This is a genomic window from Bacillus sp. R86525 (assembly GCF_042466195.1).
In the GTDB taxonomy this organism is placed as follows: Bacteria; Bacillota; Bacilli; order Bacillales; family Bacillaceae_G; genus Bacillus_A; species Bacillus_A nitratireducens.
The window spans coordinates 1,995,867-2,010,204 of sequence record NZ_JAXHPX010000007.1 but is presented as its reverse complement, the minus strand read 5'-3'; the positions used below and the strand labels follow the sequence as shown (position 1 = coordinate 2,010,204).

Here is a 14,338-nt window from a genome sequence, read left to right as displayed (position 1 = left end):
TCTTATCTTACTCTTCTATTTTAATCGTTAATACCCCACGGTTTAAAGATATGTTAAGTTTTTTCCAATTCTTCTTCTTTGCTATAAGAGGAAGTGTAATTACTGCTAAAAGTAACGTGAATATTACACCAAAAACTAAAACGGTTAAAATATTAAAGATCGCTTCCATTTTACTGTCCACTCTTTCATTTCTATGAGTTCTTATTTTATTAATACATTTTACAATTCTTACTACGCCTTTATTTTCAAAGCAATTATAACAACAAATTAATTTCTATTTAATATGAAGACTTTATCCACCGTCAAAGCGATAAAATTAAATTTATGTAGTTAGAAATGGAGGAGAATCTCATTTAACCTCTGTATTCTCCTCCATCTCAGCCAAATACCTAAGTTGCCGCTCTGCCTTTCTCACTGCAGTAGGAAAGTGTTTTTTTAGAAGTTCTACTGCAGATTCACTTATATAATATCTTTCCGTTATACTTTCCCACGTGTCACTACTTTCAAATGCACTCCATACAAAAGGACGCTCTGCACTTTTTTTCATTTCTTTAAATGCCCATTTTCGCATCTTTTTTTTCGCTTTTTCTGTTAGTTTTCCGTTCTTTACAAGTTCAAGCTCACCATGTCTCTTGTATCGCTTATTAATATCTCTCTCACTATATGCTTTAAGAAATATATTCGCTGTATTCTCAGCATCTGCGAAAGCACGATGTTGCCTACCTTCCCACGTTAAATTAAGCTGCTCCACTGCAAATTGTAAACTTGGTGTATGCTCAAATAATTCTTCATACGCTTGGAAAACAAATTTTTGCACATCAAATCTGCTCTCTTTTTCCATGCATGGGCATTCTACACCATGTAATGTACAATCGTGAGATAGAAAACGATAATCTTCTTTTCCCCATGAAATAAATATAGAATCTTCTCCGATAAACTTAATAAATTTCTCTATAATTTGAGGGAACTTCTCTACACCAATTAAATCTTTCTTTGTAATTCCAGTTAATTTTGTTGTATGACGAGTTAATGGGGCACTTGGTTTTACTAACTCTGAAAATTCTCCAATAATCTTCATTGTACTCGCATCTATTTTTACAGCTCCAATATCAACTATTTCTGACGGATCTTCCGATTTATACGGCCTAAAATTCCTTTCAATATCAAACACAATGAAATGTGTAGCGTTTTTCAATTTATTTACCTCTTTCTAAATTCCTTTTCACGCAAATACTTTATTTTCAGTATTTATTTATTAATGCACTTTATGCATGAAATACCTCGTGTAAAAAAACAAAAATTCAGTCTTATTATCATATGTACATTGGAGGATATTCAATAAGAACGCAAAAAAAAGAAGGGCAAGCCCTTCTTTTTTTCATAATTACTTCTTGTTTACGTTTGTAGCTTGAGGTCCACGGTTACCTTGTTCTACTTCGAAAGTAACTTCTTGACCTTCTTCTAAAGATTTGAAGCCGTCGCCTTGGATAGCTGAGAAATGAACGAATACGTCTTCTCCGCCTTCAACTTCGATGAAACCGAAACCTTTTTCTGCGTTAAACCATTTTACTTTACCGTTTTGCATTTAAAAAATCCTCCTACAATGTACCTATATGTACATATTCATTTTCAACCACTTTACAATAATACGTCATAATTTAAAAAACTGCAACCCCCCGAAGGAGATTTAACATTGCTACCCCCTTGGAAGTTACAGCTCATTTAAATCTCTATATTATTAAAAGTAAAATGGTTTAAAGTAACTATATCATATCAATATAATAAAAGTAAAGTCTTTTTAAGCTATACAGCTTTTTTCTTCCATTGCATCGCTTTTAATTCACCTGATCCAGCTACAACATAGTCTTCTTTTTCATTCACAATGCGCCAACCATGCCCTTTAACCGAATCACATACTGTAACAATTCCTTCTTCAAGAAGCACACGGCAAACAGTGCTAATTCCCGCCTTATTTTGCGTTGACGTTGTATATAACACATGTTGATCTACACTTAAATCTAAATAGCTACTCGCTTTTTGTTCACTTTGACATGTATGCCAACATATTTTTTCATTCTCAATACTCTCATCTATTTTACAAAAAGAAATATTCCCACTAATTCCCCTGCACGATCCACTTGCCGCTACTAAATAGGAATGATGTATAGTCAACGCAGAAATCATCTGGTTCATCGCTATTTTAATCCGCTTTAATTTACGTGTCTCTAAATCAAACAGCCAAACACCACCATATTTAGTATGTATTTTCGTACCGATAAATAAGTAATGTTTATATAAAAATAATGATCGAATAGATGGTGCCTCGCTAGCGTAATCAAGAAATGGCTGAATAGTCTCCCATGTGGAACCAAAATTATTAGAATGATACAGTGTTTTATCTCCATGAGCAATTACTGTTCCATTTTCATTACTACATACATTCCAGCTCGTTGCTTTCGTTGGAAAGCGCTGGATCGTCCACGTTTCTCCACCATTCATACTACGAATAAAAACTCCTGCGTCTCCTACTCCGTAAACTACGTTATCTTCACTATGTAAATCTCGAATTCGTTTTTGGAATCCAGTTAAAATCTGTTTCCATTCTCCATCTTTTTCAATGAATAAACCATTATATGTAGTAGCTAACAAAAGCTTTCCATCTCTTAACTTTGTAATAGCGGTTGCACTGAACTCTGTTTCCACGTTGACACTCCCATTCCTAGAACTTCTCGGCAAAAGCAATTGCAAAATCACTGCATTTTTCAACGTCTTCTTTATCTTCTGGAGCTAATTCAATTTTCAATCCTTCTTGTACAAGTTCTGCCCCGCATTTTACAAGACGTTCTTCAAATATCGTTACCGCTTCACAAAACAGCTCATACGCCGTATCACCTGATCCAAAAACAGCCACTTTTTTACCCGTTAAATCTATATTTTCTAACTCATCATGGAAATCTTCCGCTTCAAATGGTAATTCACCATCACCCCACGTATAAGATCCTAAAATGATTCCATCATAAGCTAATAATTCTTCAGCATCCATACCTTCCATCTCTTGTAATACTACTTCATGATCAAAGGCATCTAAACTTACTTTAATTAAATCAGCAATACTCTCTGTATTCCCTGACATACTTGCATACGCTATTAAAATTTTCGCCACTTTGGCATCCCCCTCTTACAATAAATGATTCTCATTCTCATTATATTAATAATGAGAATCAATTTCAATTATTATTTTCATCCGATCTATATCCTTTTTTATGTTAAAAGAAATCGTACATCTGACTATTACCTTTTCATTTTGAGTATTAACATTCATATTCATCTATTGCCAAATCTGATTTCTCAACTTATTGTATATACATCCTTTCACATTTAATATGTTGCATATATAATGCGAAAGACCATTTACCCATTTCATTATTTTCAGGTAACAAACAATTTCGATCTTACAAAAAGAGGAGTCTTTATAATGAAAAAATTTTTTATTAGACTTTTAAAAATATCATCCCTTTTGACAGCACTATTATTAACAGTGGGTGCCATTATTCTATTTGGCACTTCATACGGCCATAATTTACGTGTCATCGCAGCGGAAAGTATTTTAACGTCTCAACATCCGCAATACGCAAAAATTACATTGCTGTCTGATAACGAGTTAAATGATATTTCTCAATCCATTACAAATCCAAAATGGAAAAATAGCGATTTTGCCAATACTAAACTTTCAAAACAAGAATTAGAGCGAAAAAAAAATGCACCATTAAACGTTTCGATTGAAACGATAAAGAAAAAATACAATGATCATTTTTTTGAAGGTAAATTAATGACTATTAGTAATCCATTAAATGTAAAGCTCGTTACACAACAAGGTTCAGAAGGGAAAGACGTTGGAGAAAAAATATATGTCATGGCAAAGCGAAACCATGCACTTGCTGCTGTAAATGCTAGTGGATTTTGGGATGAAACGGGTCATGGTGGTGGTAAAACAGGCATCGGTATTGTTATTGAAAACGGGAAAGTTATAAACACACCGCAAGACATTAATACCCCTACTCTCGTCAGTGGGCTTACAAAATATGGACAAATGGTTTCAGGAGAGTTTTCTGCTAATCAACTGTTAAATAAGAATGTCGTTTCTGCGGCCGGCTTCATGCCTCAACTAATTGTAAATGGCGAAAAAATGATTACAAATGATGGCGGATGGGGCTATGGTCCCCGCAGTATTATGGCTCAGAAAAAAGATGGATCAATTATGTTTTTCATCATTGATGGAAGGCAACCTCATAGTATCGGAGCTTCTTTAAGAGACTGCCAAGATATTCTTTATGAAAAAGGGGCCATAAATGCAATGGCAATGGACGGGGGCTCGTCAGCAACATTGTACGCAATGGGAGACATTTTAAACATCCCTTCAACCTTATCTCATAAATCACGCTATTTACCAAACGCCTGGGTTGTTACCACGAACCCTAAACAACAAGTTCATGTAACGATAGATGGCAACCCAGCAAGCTCTCAAAAGATTTCCGAAATGACAGGATCTACTGCTGTAGCAATAAATAAATAAAAAAGAACGGATGACTATACAATCATCCGTTCTTTTTTATTACTTTTTAAAAATACCAAATGGTTTTCCAACTGGTAATACAACTTTTCCGAAGTGTGTATTTAACACAGCTGCTGCTGAACCATAGAATGATAATAATGAAATACATAGTTCAGAATACGCTGCTAAATTATGCATTGCGTGCGGCATAACACCTAAAGTACTTAATGAAAGACCGATAAATAAGAAATCAATAAGGACGAAAATCATAAATAATACTTTATGTGTTTCCATTGCACCAATTGTCATAAAGATCGTGAAAATCAAGTATCCGATAAAGGCTACACCAAGCTGTTTTGAATCTGCAGTTTGGGCTAATTTTTCGCCAAATACTCCGAGTTGAATTAACCAAGTCATTCCAACACCTAACCAAAATAGGCCGTACGCACCAAATGCTGTTGTACCGAACGTATTGTTGTGCTTTGCATCGTGAATGCATGCAAAGATTTGTGCAAATCCTCCTAAAAAGATTGCCCATGGTAATACAAGTGAAACGCCATCTGTTAAGCCTAACTTTTGAGACGATGCTACAAGTGTTACCATCGCTAATCCAAAGAGACCGATTCCAGATGGATCTGCTGTTGTCATTTTCACATGATGTGTAGTAGTTTGATTGCTCATATAAACCTCCTGATTATAAACATACTCGAATACAATACTTAAATCAGAAGGCTATGTCAATGGTTTTTTTTGTATGTTATCAGACCTTATTCCCTATAATAATCGAATATACTTTGGGCGATTTCATACGGTTTTATATTTACATTTGGCAACTCATTTACCGGCATCCATAAAGGAATATAACTCCCTCTATCTTTCAGCTCGAACTCCTCGCCTTTACCACTTCCGAAAACTCCACCTATAATATGGGCATTATAATAATACTCCGTACCTTTATACTCCACCTTTGCAATCAGATGCTCCACTTGTATATGTACCCCTAATTCTTCATAGACCTCTCGCTTCGTTGCTTCTTCAGGTGTTTCTCCTTCTTCAATTCCCCCGCCTGGAAAAACAAAATACATCTCACCTTCTCGAACACGTTTTATAAGAGCGATTTTACCGTCCTCTACAATAATAGCTGCACCACGATTTTTTCTCACTTTATTAGCTCAACCCCAATCGCAACTGTTCCCCATTCATTTTCTTGTTCTTTCGTATATATTTCGTATGTACTTTCTAACATTTCTTTTATACTAAGTTCTTCACAATCAAATAATTTTTTATCAATTTGTTCGTACATTGCTTTAAAGCTTTCGTATCGTTTTATCTCCGTTACTTTTACAGCCATCGTTTCTGCTGTCGTAAGGTTCGTAAATACAATTTCATCGTCTTGTTTTATACGTTGACGTTTTTTATCGTATAAGCGTACTTCATATACTTTTTTTCCTGATTGAATCGACTGAAAAGGTTTATTATATAATCCCATTTCGTATCTCATACATTCCACTCCCTTTTATTCATCTTGCCTACTAACATTTTTGCACATTACTATTTCATACAACATAGTTCGCCTTACTTCACCTTGCATATAATGTTCCATATCCATTACTTTCTTTAGAGAGGATGCTAAAATTGGTATGTTATATTTAAATCAAAAACCTGAATATAATAAATATGATATCGGTGATTATACTTACAGTAAAGTAGGCCCTATTATTTTTTCTTGGAATGATGAAACAAAATTAAAAATAGGTAAGTTTTGTTCATTAGGAGAAGAAGTCGTTTTCGTACTTGGCGGTGAACATCGTGCTGATTGGATAACAACTTATCCATTTAATGTCCTCTTCGAAGAAGGAGCACACATTACTGGTCATCCTTCTTCAAAAGGTGATATCGTAGTCGGCAATGATGTATGGATTGGTTATCAAACCTGCATTTTATCTGGTGTTACAATTGGTAACGGGGCCATTATCGGGGCCAAGAGTGTTGTTACAAAAGACGTACCTCCATATGCAATCGTCGCTGGTAATCCTGCCAAACTAGTTCGATATCGTTTCCCGCAAGAAATCATTGAAAAACTAGAAAACCTTGCATGGTGGGACTGGGACATTTCCGTTATAAAAGGAGCTATTCCATTTCTACTCTCCAACAAAGTCAACGAATTTTTCACTTCTCCCGAAGAAGAAGCTACTTGATCTAAACAAAAAGAGCATCCTATTCTTTCAGGATGCTCTTCTTGTGTTTATTTTTTATTTATTCGCAACTGATTACACGGAGAACAGTGAAATGGAATTTTGTCTAAACAATTAAAGTTTGTTTCACAAATTTGTTCTATCGTTGGAACGAATGGAATGACAACTATGTTACTATCTATTATTTGTGTAACTGGTGGCAATACTGTGCCTACTTGATGTTCGAAGCGAATACTCGCTTGATTAATATAATTTCCTGAACCACTTGGCGCGCTCTGAACTGTTACTTGGAACGAAACTGTCCGTGCTTCACCTGGATTTAAACTTCCTATAAGAAACCCTGATACTGGGCTTACATTTGGCACTGGCGTATTATCAACAGTTACACTTCCAGGAACAAATCGAAAACTACTATCTAACATATCTTGAAAACGAATATTTTGTATCGCTGTATCCCCCGTATTCGTAATAACTGTCGTAAACGTAATAACATCGCCTATCGTTGCTGATTGAAGATCTGCCGTTTTTACGACTGTTGTTGAAACATTTTGAGGAATAAACGGGATAACAACTGTATTACTATCGCCTTCAACTACTACTGGCGGCTCATTAGGATTTACAGTTGCAAGCCCACTTGCTGTAGCTGTATTTGTAACTAAATTATTTATTTGCCCTCCTGTTATTACAACTTGGAAATTAATAATTGCTGCATCATTTGGCTGAAAATCACCTAAAGGGATACCAGTATTCGGATTGGCAAATGGAAGAGGTACATCATTTACTGTTACCGTGCCATTTATAAATAACGTATTTGGGTCAATGATGTCTGTTAAAATAATATTCGTCACAGGAACTGTACTATCATTTATAACAGCAATTCCGTAAGTGACAACATCTCCTACCATTGCTACTTCAAAATCCGCTCCTTTTGCAACAAACAAAATTGCAGTATTTACCGTTACAATAACTGTATTACTTGTGTCCATCACTGTAACTGGTGGCTCTCCTGGTACTAAAATATACTCTGCTAATGCCCCAGCAACGTTCACTACCGTACCACCATCAGGAAAACTTGTAATCGTAGCTTCATATGTTACAATCACCGTTTCACCGACTGGGATATCTGGTATCGTAAATCCAATCTGTGGATTTAACCCCGACTGTGGTATTCCATTTATCGTTACACTATTTGGGACAAAATCAGCTTCCTGAGATAACACGTCTATAAATTGAACATTCATCGCATCAGCCGTACCAGTATTTAATATACGAACAGTATACGTTACCGTTTCTCCTACTCCAACAATTGGATGATCTACTTCTTTTAGCATATCTAAACTACCTCTATTTACTGGAGTTACTGTCGTATTACTTGAACTCGTAATTGTAAACGGTGGTTCTCCTGGAATCAGTTCAAAACTACCCGTTACACTCGCCGAATTCATAATGCTATTAGAAGGCGGGATTGAGATTACAGTTACTTCAAACGTTGTGAGTACACTACCTCCTACTGGGAGATCCGGTAATGAAAAGCCTACAAAAGGATCTAAACCTACTTGCGGAATTCCATTTATCTGTACACTACCTGGAACGAATTCTAAACTAGGTGATGGAACGTCTATAAATTGCACATTTGTCGCTGTTACCGTTCCTGTATTTGTAACTTGCACACTATACGTTAACGTATCTCCTAATCGTGTCGCCTGTTTGTTGACAGTTTTTATAACATTGAATCGCCCTCTATTTACTCTTGTTATTGTCGTATTACTCGGCTCTGTTACTACAACTGGTGGTTCTCCTGGTACTAAAGTAAAACTTCCTGTTATATTTGCAACATTCGTTATCGTTCCTGAAGATGGAATATTTGTCACTGTCGCTTGGAACGTCACTATAGTCGTATCGCCAACAAGTATATCGCCAATTCCAAACCCAGTAATCGGATTCAAACCAGGTTGCGGAGTTCCATTTACCGTTACACTATTTGGGACAAATGACGCTCCTGCTGAAATTGTATCAATAAACTGAACATTGTTAGCTGTTACTGTTCCCGTATTCGTTATTTGCACTGTATACGTTAATACATCGCCAACGAGAGTCGCAGCCCTGTTCACCTGTTTTATAACATTAAATCGTCCTCTATTTACAGTTGTGAGTGTTGTATTGCTTGGTTGGTTTACTATAACTGGTGGTTCTCCTGGTACTAATATAAAGCTTCCAGTCACATTTGCTGTATTGGCAATCGTTCCGTTTGATGGAACACTGACAACTGTTACTTGGAATGTGACTTCTACACTTTCCCCTGGATTTATATTTGGAAGCGAGAATCCATTATTAGGATTGAATCCAGGTTGTAACACACCGTCTATCGTTACACTGTTCGGTATGAATGTTATAGAGGAAGGTAATACATCACTATATTGAGCATTCGTCGCTGTCACTGTTCCCGTATTTTGAACTACTGTTGTATATGTGATTGTATCTCCTACTGCAACAACCGGCTCACTTACTGATTTTAAAACATTCAAACCAGATTCATTTATTTTCGTTAATGTCGTGTTACTTGTCGTTGTTTCAGTAATAGGCGGCTCTGTTTCACTTACAGCAAATGTAGCCGTAACATCCACAAAGTTAACAACTGTTCCACCTTGAGGTATGCTCGTTATCATCTCTTGGTATGTGACAAGTACAAAATCACCTACAGGTATATTTGGAACTGTAAAGCCTATGAACGGATCTAATCCAGGTTCTGGTATTCCGTTTATACTCACACTTCCTGGAACAAATGCTACACCACTCGTACTAGAATCAAGAAATTGAACATTTGTTGCCGGCACTGTTCCAAAGTTAAAAATTAGTACATCGTAAGTTAATATTTCTCCAACCGTCGCTGCCTCTTTATCTACTAGTTTTAATGGGAAAATAGACGCTATATTAATCGTCGTAACGACTAAATTTGTTAATATCGTTTGCGTAATCGGTGGTTCCTGCGGATTTGGTTGTGAAGTAAATGTAACGTCAGCATCGTTTAATATGACTTCATTATCTGGAATCTCTGTAATCGTCACTTGGAATGTTACCGTAATACTTCCACCAGCATTTAATGACGGAGTAACTGTAAATCCTATTTCAGGATTTACACCAAGTTGCTGTATTCCACCTATCGTTACACTATTTGCTACAAATGTTGTTCCTTCTGGAATGACATCTTGGAAGAGTACATCTGTAACAGGTATAATTCCTACATTCGTTATTAGAACGGTATACGTTAATACATCTCCAACAGCTCCAGCAGCAACATTTACTGTTTTTGTTGCTGTCACCTCACCAGGAGGTGGTAATGGTATTGTAACTACCGTCGTATTACTTGAATTTGTCGTTGTTACAGGTGGTTGTAAAGGATTTAATAAGAAAGTGGCTGTAGCAGATGCTGTGTTTAATACTGCTCCACGTGTAGACGGTGCAACTACCGTAACTTGGAACGTTACTGTCAATGATGTTCCAGCTGCGATATTAGGGAGCGGGAAACCAACATTTGGGTCGAAGCCAGGTTGAGGCGTTCCATTTATCGTTACACTATTTGCGACAAATGTTGTTTCTGTTGCAATCGGATCAATGAAAGAAGCATTCGTCGCTAGTACTGTGCCATTATTTCGAATGACAACAGAATACGTGTAAGTCTCTCCAAGTGCTGCTTGTTGTACAGATGAAGATTTTTGTATATTTAACTGTGCCGTATTTACTTGTGTCACTACAAAATTACTATTTGTAACAGTCGTTATAGGAGGTCCTGCCGGATTTATAAGGAAACTTGCAGTAACGTTCGATTGATTTCTTATATTCCCTCCACTTGGAACACTCGTCACTGTAACTTGAAACGTAATTGTAGCGGTTTGCCCGACTGGAATATTTGGTACTGAGAAACCTATCATAGGGTTAGCACCTTGCTGAACAACTCCATTTATCGTGACACTGTTCGCTATAAATGTAGCTCCAGATGGAATTGGATCTTGAAAAATAATATTTGTTGCGGGTACAGTTCCTGTATTTTGAATAAGAATCGTATACGTTAACGTATCTCCTATACCTGCTTGTGGTGTATTTACACTCTTCATTACATTAAGTGATCCTACATTCACTCGCGTCACAACAATATTACTAATCGTTACAATTGTAATTGGTGGCTGGAGAGGACTTACTTGGAAATCAGCAGTGACATTCGCATTATTCGGAAGAACTCTATTTGATGGTACACTTGTAATTAACACTTGGAAAGTAACTGTTACCATCGTACCTACCGGAATATTAGCAAGTGGAAATCCAGTTGTCGGATCTAAACCAGGTTGAGATATCCCGTTTATTGTTACACTATTCGCAACAAACGTTGTTCCTGATGGAATCGGATCAAGGAATGATACATTTGTTGCTGCTACTGTTCCACTATTTTGTATACGAACTGTATACGTTAACGTATCTCCTACACCGGCTTCACTAGCACTTACACTCTTCATTACATTTAACCCTGAAGAATTCACAACTGTCATAACAGTATTACTTGGTACTGTTACAGTAATTGGTGGCTCTGTTGGATTTACAAGGAAATCTCCAGTGACATTCGCATTATTTACGACATTATTTCCTTGGGGAATTTCATCAATTAATACTTCAAACGAAACAATTACACTTGCGCCAGTAGGCAAATTATTTAGTGGGAATCCAAGTTCTGGATCTGCCCCTTCTTGTAAAACACCATTAACTAATACACTGTTTTCAATAAATAATGTCCCTTGCGGAATTGAATCTTGGAAAAATACATTGGTCGCTGGTACACTACCTGCATTTATGATTTCGATTGTATATACTAAAACATCACCTACCGTTGCAACATCCGTATTGACTGATTTCACAACTTCAAAATTCCCTGATTGTACAGTTGTGTTAACAATGTTACTAGGAACATTAATTGTTACTGGTGGTTCACTCGGATTCACTTGAAAACTTGCTGTTACATTTGCTTGATTTAAAATATCTTCATTTGGCGGATCCTGCTCAATTAATACTTCAAATGTAACTACAACTGTCTGAGCCGCAGGGATATTCGGAAGAGAAAATCCTGAATTTGGATTTAGTCCACTTTGTGGTGTTCCATTAATTGTTACAGAGTTTGCAACGAAAGAAACCGCTGAAGAAGTAGTGTCTTGGAAAAATACATTTGTTAACGGAACGTTACCTGTATTTTGAACGGCAATCGTGTACGTTAAAGTATCCCCTACTGCTGCTTGAGCTGTATTTACTTCTTTTATTATATTTAAACCACCTGTATTAACTTGTGTTACAACGGTATTCGTTTGCCTATTAATCGTTACTGGCGGTTGATTCGGAATAACGACGAAATTAGCAGATACATTACCGCGATTCGCAATCGTGCCTCCTGATGGGGTAGATGTAACTCGTACTTGAAAAGTCACCGTTCTACTCCCACCTGGAGATATATTCGCTACCGTAAACCCAGTCGCTGGATTTGCCCCAGGTTGCGAAACTCCATCAACAGTTACACTATTTGGTATAAACGTCGTTCCAATTGGGATTGGATCTTGAAAAATAACGTTCGTCGCCAGTACATTTCCTGTATTTTCAATTGTAACGGTATACGTAAGAACGTCATTAATTGTCGCAAAAGCTCTATCTACTGTTTTTCTCGTTCTTATATCGGCTATATTTATTGTAGTAAATACTGTATTACTTGTCGCTTGGCCTGAAACTGGTTGTTGACCAGGAACTGGAATAAAGTTAAACGTTGCACTTGCACGGTTCGGAATTGGATTTACAAGAGGATTAGATGTTACTCGAACTTGAAAACGTACTACAGTCGTTTGCGAAGCATTAATACTTCCAAGATTAATACTACTTGCTGGATTCGCTCCTGGTCGCACTACTCCATTTACCGTAACACTATTTGTTACAAACGTTGTTCCAGCAGGTATACTATCAACAAAAATAACATTATTTGCAGCGACATTCCCATTGTTCGTGACATTCACTGTGTACGTTAATACGTCATTAAGTGTTGCCGTCTGTAGATCTACAGATTTTTGCAAACTAAGATTTGCACGGTTTACCGTCGTCTGTACTGTATTTGAAGAAGCTGTACTTGTGATAGGAGGACTTCCGACGAAAGGACGGAATTGGTACGACACCATTGCACGATTGGAAATTGGATTTGGATTTGGGAATGACGTAACTCTCACTTGAAATGTAACAATTCTTTGAGCGTTATTTGGGATTGTACCTAAATTTATTCCACTAGCTGGATTTGCGCTCGGCTGTGTTATTCCCCCCACTGTTACACTACCAGCTATAAATGTTGTTCCATTCGGAATATTATCTTGTAATACAACGTTTTCTGCACTTCCTGTTCCTGTATTCGGAACGGTAATCGTATATGTGAGAATATCCCCTACCCCTGCAACTGTTCTATCAACCGATTTAACAGGGTTAATAATTGGCCCCGTCGCATCAATTTGAACACCAAAACCAGCTGCAGCATATCCATCTCCATTTGTAATGAAGCGAACTGTCGCTGACGTTTGATTATTTACTAATGATGATGAGGCATCTACATTCGTAATATCCCATCCTTGTCTTCGAACGGCTAAAGCGATTCCTAACGGCTGATTCAAATCTCCAAATGTGCCTGTTGTATCTAAATTCCCGCTGTCATTACAAATTTGTGACTGAAAGAAATTATTTGCGGGGTTTCTCGGTCCGAATAATGCAACTGTAGCATTAGCGTTCGGCCAAAGCGAAGTTGGTCTCCAACAATGTTAGAATCACCTTCTTGAGCAGTTACAAGTACTCTTCCTGTAACAGATCCTGTAGATGGCGTTGCAAAACCTGAAATAGTAGCATCAACTGGTGGCGATGAAGCATCGATAATTTCTTGACCTGCATACACTGACAAATTCCTAAGAGGTAAACTTGCATTTTGATAAACTACCTCAAGCGTCCAACCAGCTGAACGACTGACTGTTGGATCAGCAGAAGTTCTTGTAGCCGGTACCGCACCCGTTGTATATGTTCCTGCTCCACCTGCGTTAACAAGATTCGTTACATTAGCAGAGCGAACATAATAAAACTGGTTCCCAACTGAACCTTGCTGCGCCGTTGCAGGATCTGGCGTAACAGAAAATGTTCCTGCTGGTGTTGTAAATGAAATATTATCATTTAAAAATGCTGTAACATCCTCTGTATCGGTCCGGTATGTGCCGGCCCATACTAGTTCTGCGTATAAAACACTACTCCCTGCTGGAAGGTTCAAAATTGCACTTGAAGAATTTAATGGCCAGTCATTCGTTGTTCCTGCCGGGAATCCAGGTATTTGAAGCGATGTATTTATCGTTGTAAACACATCAATCGTACCGAAGTTATTGTTTGGTGCAGGTGATGTAGGACTTAGTCCCAACGTGTTCCCAGTGAACGTGACGGCACCAGTTACTGTTGTTGTAAAACGATTCATAAAAGGCACATAATCATCTCATTTCATTTTTAGTAAAACGTGCTCTATACTATAAAATGTAGACAAACTATGCAACGT

Annotated in this window: 10 protein-coding genes and 1 pseudogene; 2 read left to right on the top strand and 9 right to left on the bottom strand. The window is 37.2% G+C overall.

The window, feature by feature from the left end:
* Positions 1 to 7 precede the first annotated feature (7 nt).
* The 5 genes from SJY24_RS12925 to SJY24_RS12905 form a co-directional block, all read right to left on the bottom strand.
* Entirely contained in the window at positions 8 to 169 is a 162-nt protein-coding gene (locus SJY24_RS12925) for a hypothetical protein (RefSeq protein WP_212087582.1), read from the bottom strand.
* Between the two features lie 180 nt (positions 170 to 349).
* Positions 350 to 1,195 (bottom strand): exonuclease, encoded by an 846-nt coding sequence (locus SJY24_RS12920; RefSeq protein WP_377864885.1) that lies wholly within the window; start codon positions 1,193 to 1,195, stop codon positions 350 to 352.
* 189 nt (positions 1,196 to 1,384) lie between these two features.
* A complete protein-coding gene (gene cspB / locus SJY24_RS12915) occupies positions 1,385 to 1,585 on the bottom strand; it encodes a cold shock-like protein CspB (RefSeq protein WP_001179147.1) in 201 nt (66 codons plus the stop codon).
* Between the two features lie 218 nt (positions 1,586 to 1,803).
* The gene (locus tag SJY24_RS12910; protein ID WP_377864884.1) at positions 1,804 to 2,703 is read right to left on the bottom strand and encodes a WD40/YVTN/BNR-like repeat-containing protein; all 900 of its coding nucleotides are present in this window, start codon (positions 2,701 to 2,703) and stop codon (positions 1,804 to 1,806) included.
* A gap of 16 nt (positions 2,704 to 2,719) precedes the next feature.
* Positions 2,720 to 3,163, bottom strand: coding sequence for a flavodoxin (locus tag SJY24_RS12905; protein ID WP_001062757.1), 444 nt, complete (start codon positions 3,161 to 3,163; stop codon positions 2,720 to 2,722).
* Positions 3,164 to 3,475: 312 nt separating this feature from the next.
* Here SJY24_RS12905 and SJY24_RS12900 point away from each other — a divergent pair, with 312 nt between their 5' ends.
* The gene (locus tag SJY24_RS12900; protein WP_377864883.1) at positions 3,476 to 4,573 is read left to right on the top strand and encodes a phosphodiester glycosidase family protein; all 1,098 of its coding nucleotides are present in this window, start codon (positions 3,476 to 3,478) and stop codon (positions 4,571 to 4,573) included.
* 39 nt (positions 4,574 to 4,612) lie between these two features.
* On the opposite strand, the gene SJY24_RS12895 is transcribed toward SJY24_RS12900, so the two are convergent.
* From SJY24_RS12895 to SJY24_RS12885, 3 genes are all read right to left on the bottom strand, one after another.
* Positions 4,613 to 5,233 carry an acetate uptake transporter gene (locus tag SJY24_RS12895; RefSeq protein ID WP_000070943.1) on the bottom strand — a complete coding sequence of 207 codons (621 nt, stop codon included), beginning with the start codon at positions 5,231 to 5,233 and terminating at the stop codon, positions 4,613 to 4,615.
* An 86-nt stretch (positions 5,234 to 5,319) separates the two neighbouring features.
* The gene (locus SJY24_RS12890) at positions 5,320 to 5,715 is read right to left on the bottom strand and encodes an NUDIX hydrolase (RefSeq protein WP_377864882.1); all 396 of its coding nucleotides are present in this window, start codon (positions 5,713 to 5,715) and stop codon (positions 5,320 to 5,322) included.
* Positions 5,712 to 6,053 (bottom strand): ASCH domain-containing protein, encoded by a 342-nt coding sequence (locus SJY24_RS12885; protein WP_377864881.1) that lies wholly within the window; start codon positions 6,051 to 6,053, stop codon positions 5,712 to 5,714. Before SJY24_RS12885 ends, SJY24_RS12890 begins: the two co-directional genes overlap by 4 nt.
* A gap of 139 nt (positions 6,054 to 6,192) precedes the next feature.
* On the opposite strand from SJY24_RS12885, the gene SJY24_RS12880 reads away from it, so the two are divergent.
* A complete protein-coding gene (locus SJY24_RS12880; protein WP_377864880.1) occupies positions 6,193 to 6,750 on the top strand; it encodes a CatB-related O-acetyltransferase in 558 nt (185 codons plus the stop codon).
* 47 nt (positions 6,751 to 6,797) lie between these two features.
* Here SJY24_RS12880 and SJY24_RS12875 read toward each other — a convergent pair.
* Positions 6,798 to 14,269 (bottom strand): annotated as a pseudogene (locus SJY24_RS12875) (DUF7507 domain-containing protein).
* Positions 14,270 to 14,338 lie beyond the last annotated feature (69 nt).

Bases quoted from the DNA above. Each gene is read 5' to 3' on its own strand.
- SJY24_RS12925 (WP_212087582.1), bottom strand. From the start codon at position 169: ATGGAAGCGATCTTTAATATTTTAACCGTTTTAGTTTTTGGTGTAATA.
- cspB (WP_001179147.1), bottom strand. From the start codon at position 1,585: ATGCAAAACGGTAAAGTAAAATGGTTTAACGCAGAAAAAGGTTTCGGT.
- SJY24_RS12900 (WP_377864883.1), top strand. From the start codon at position 3,476: ATGAAAAAATTTTTTATTAGACTTTTAAAAATATCATCCCTTTTGACA.
- SJY24_RS12895 (WP_000070943.1), bottom strand. From the start codon at position 5,233: ATGAGCAATCAAACTACTACACATCATGTGAAAATGACAACAGCAGAT.
- SJY24_RS12885 (WP_377864881.1), bottom strand. From the start codon at position 6,053: ATGAGATACGAAATGGGATTATATAATAAACCTTTTCAGTCGATTCAA.
- SJY24_RS12880 (WP_377864880.1), top strand. From the start codon at position 6,193: ATGTTATATTTAAATCAAAAACCTGAATATAATAAATATGATATCGGT.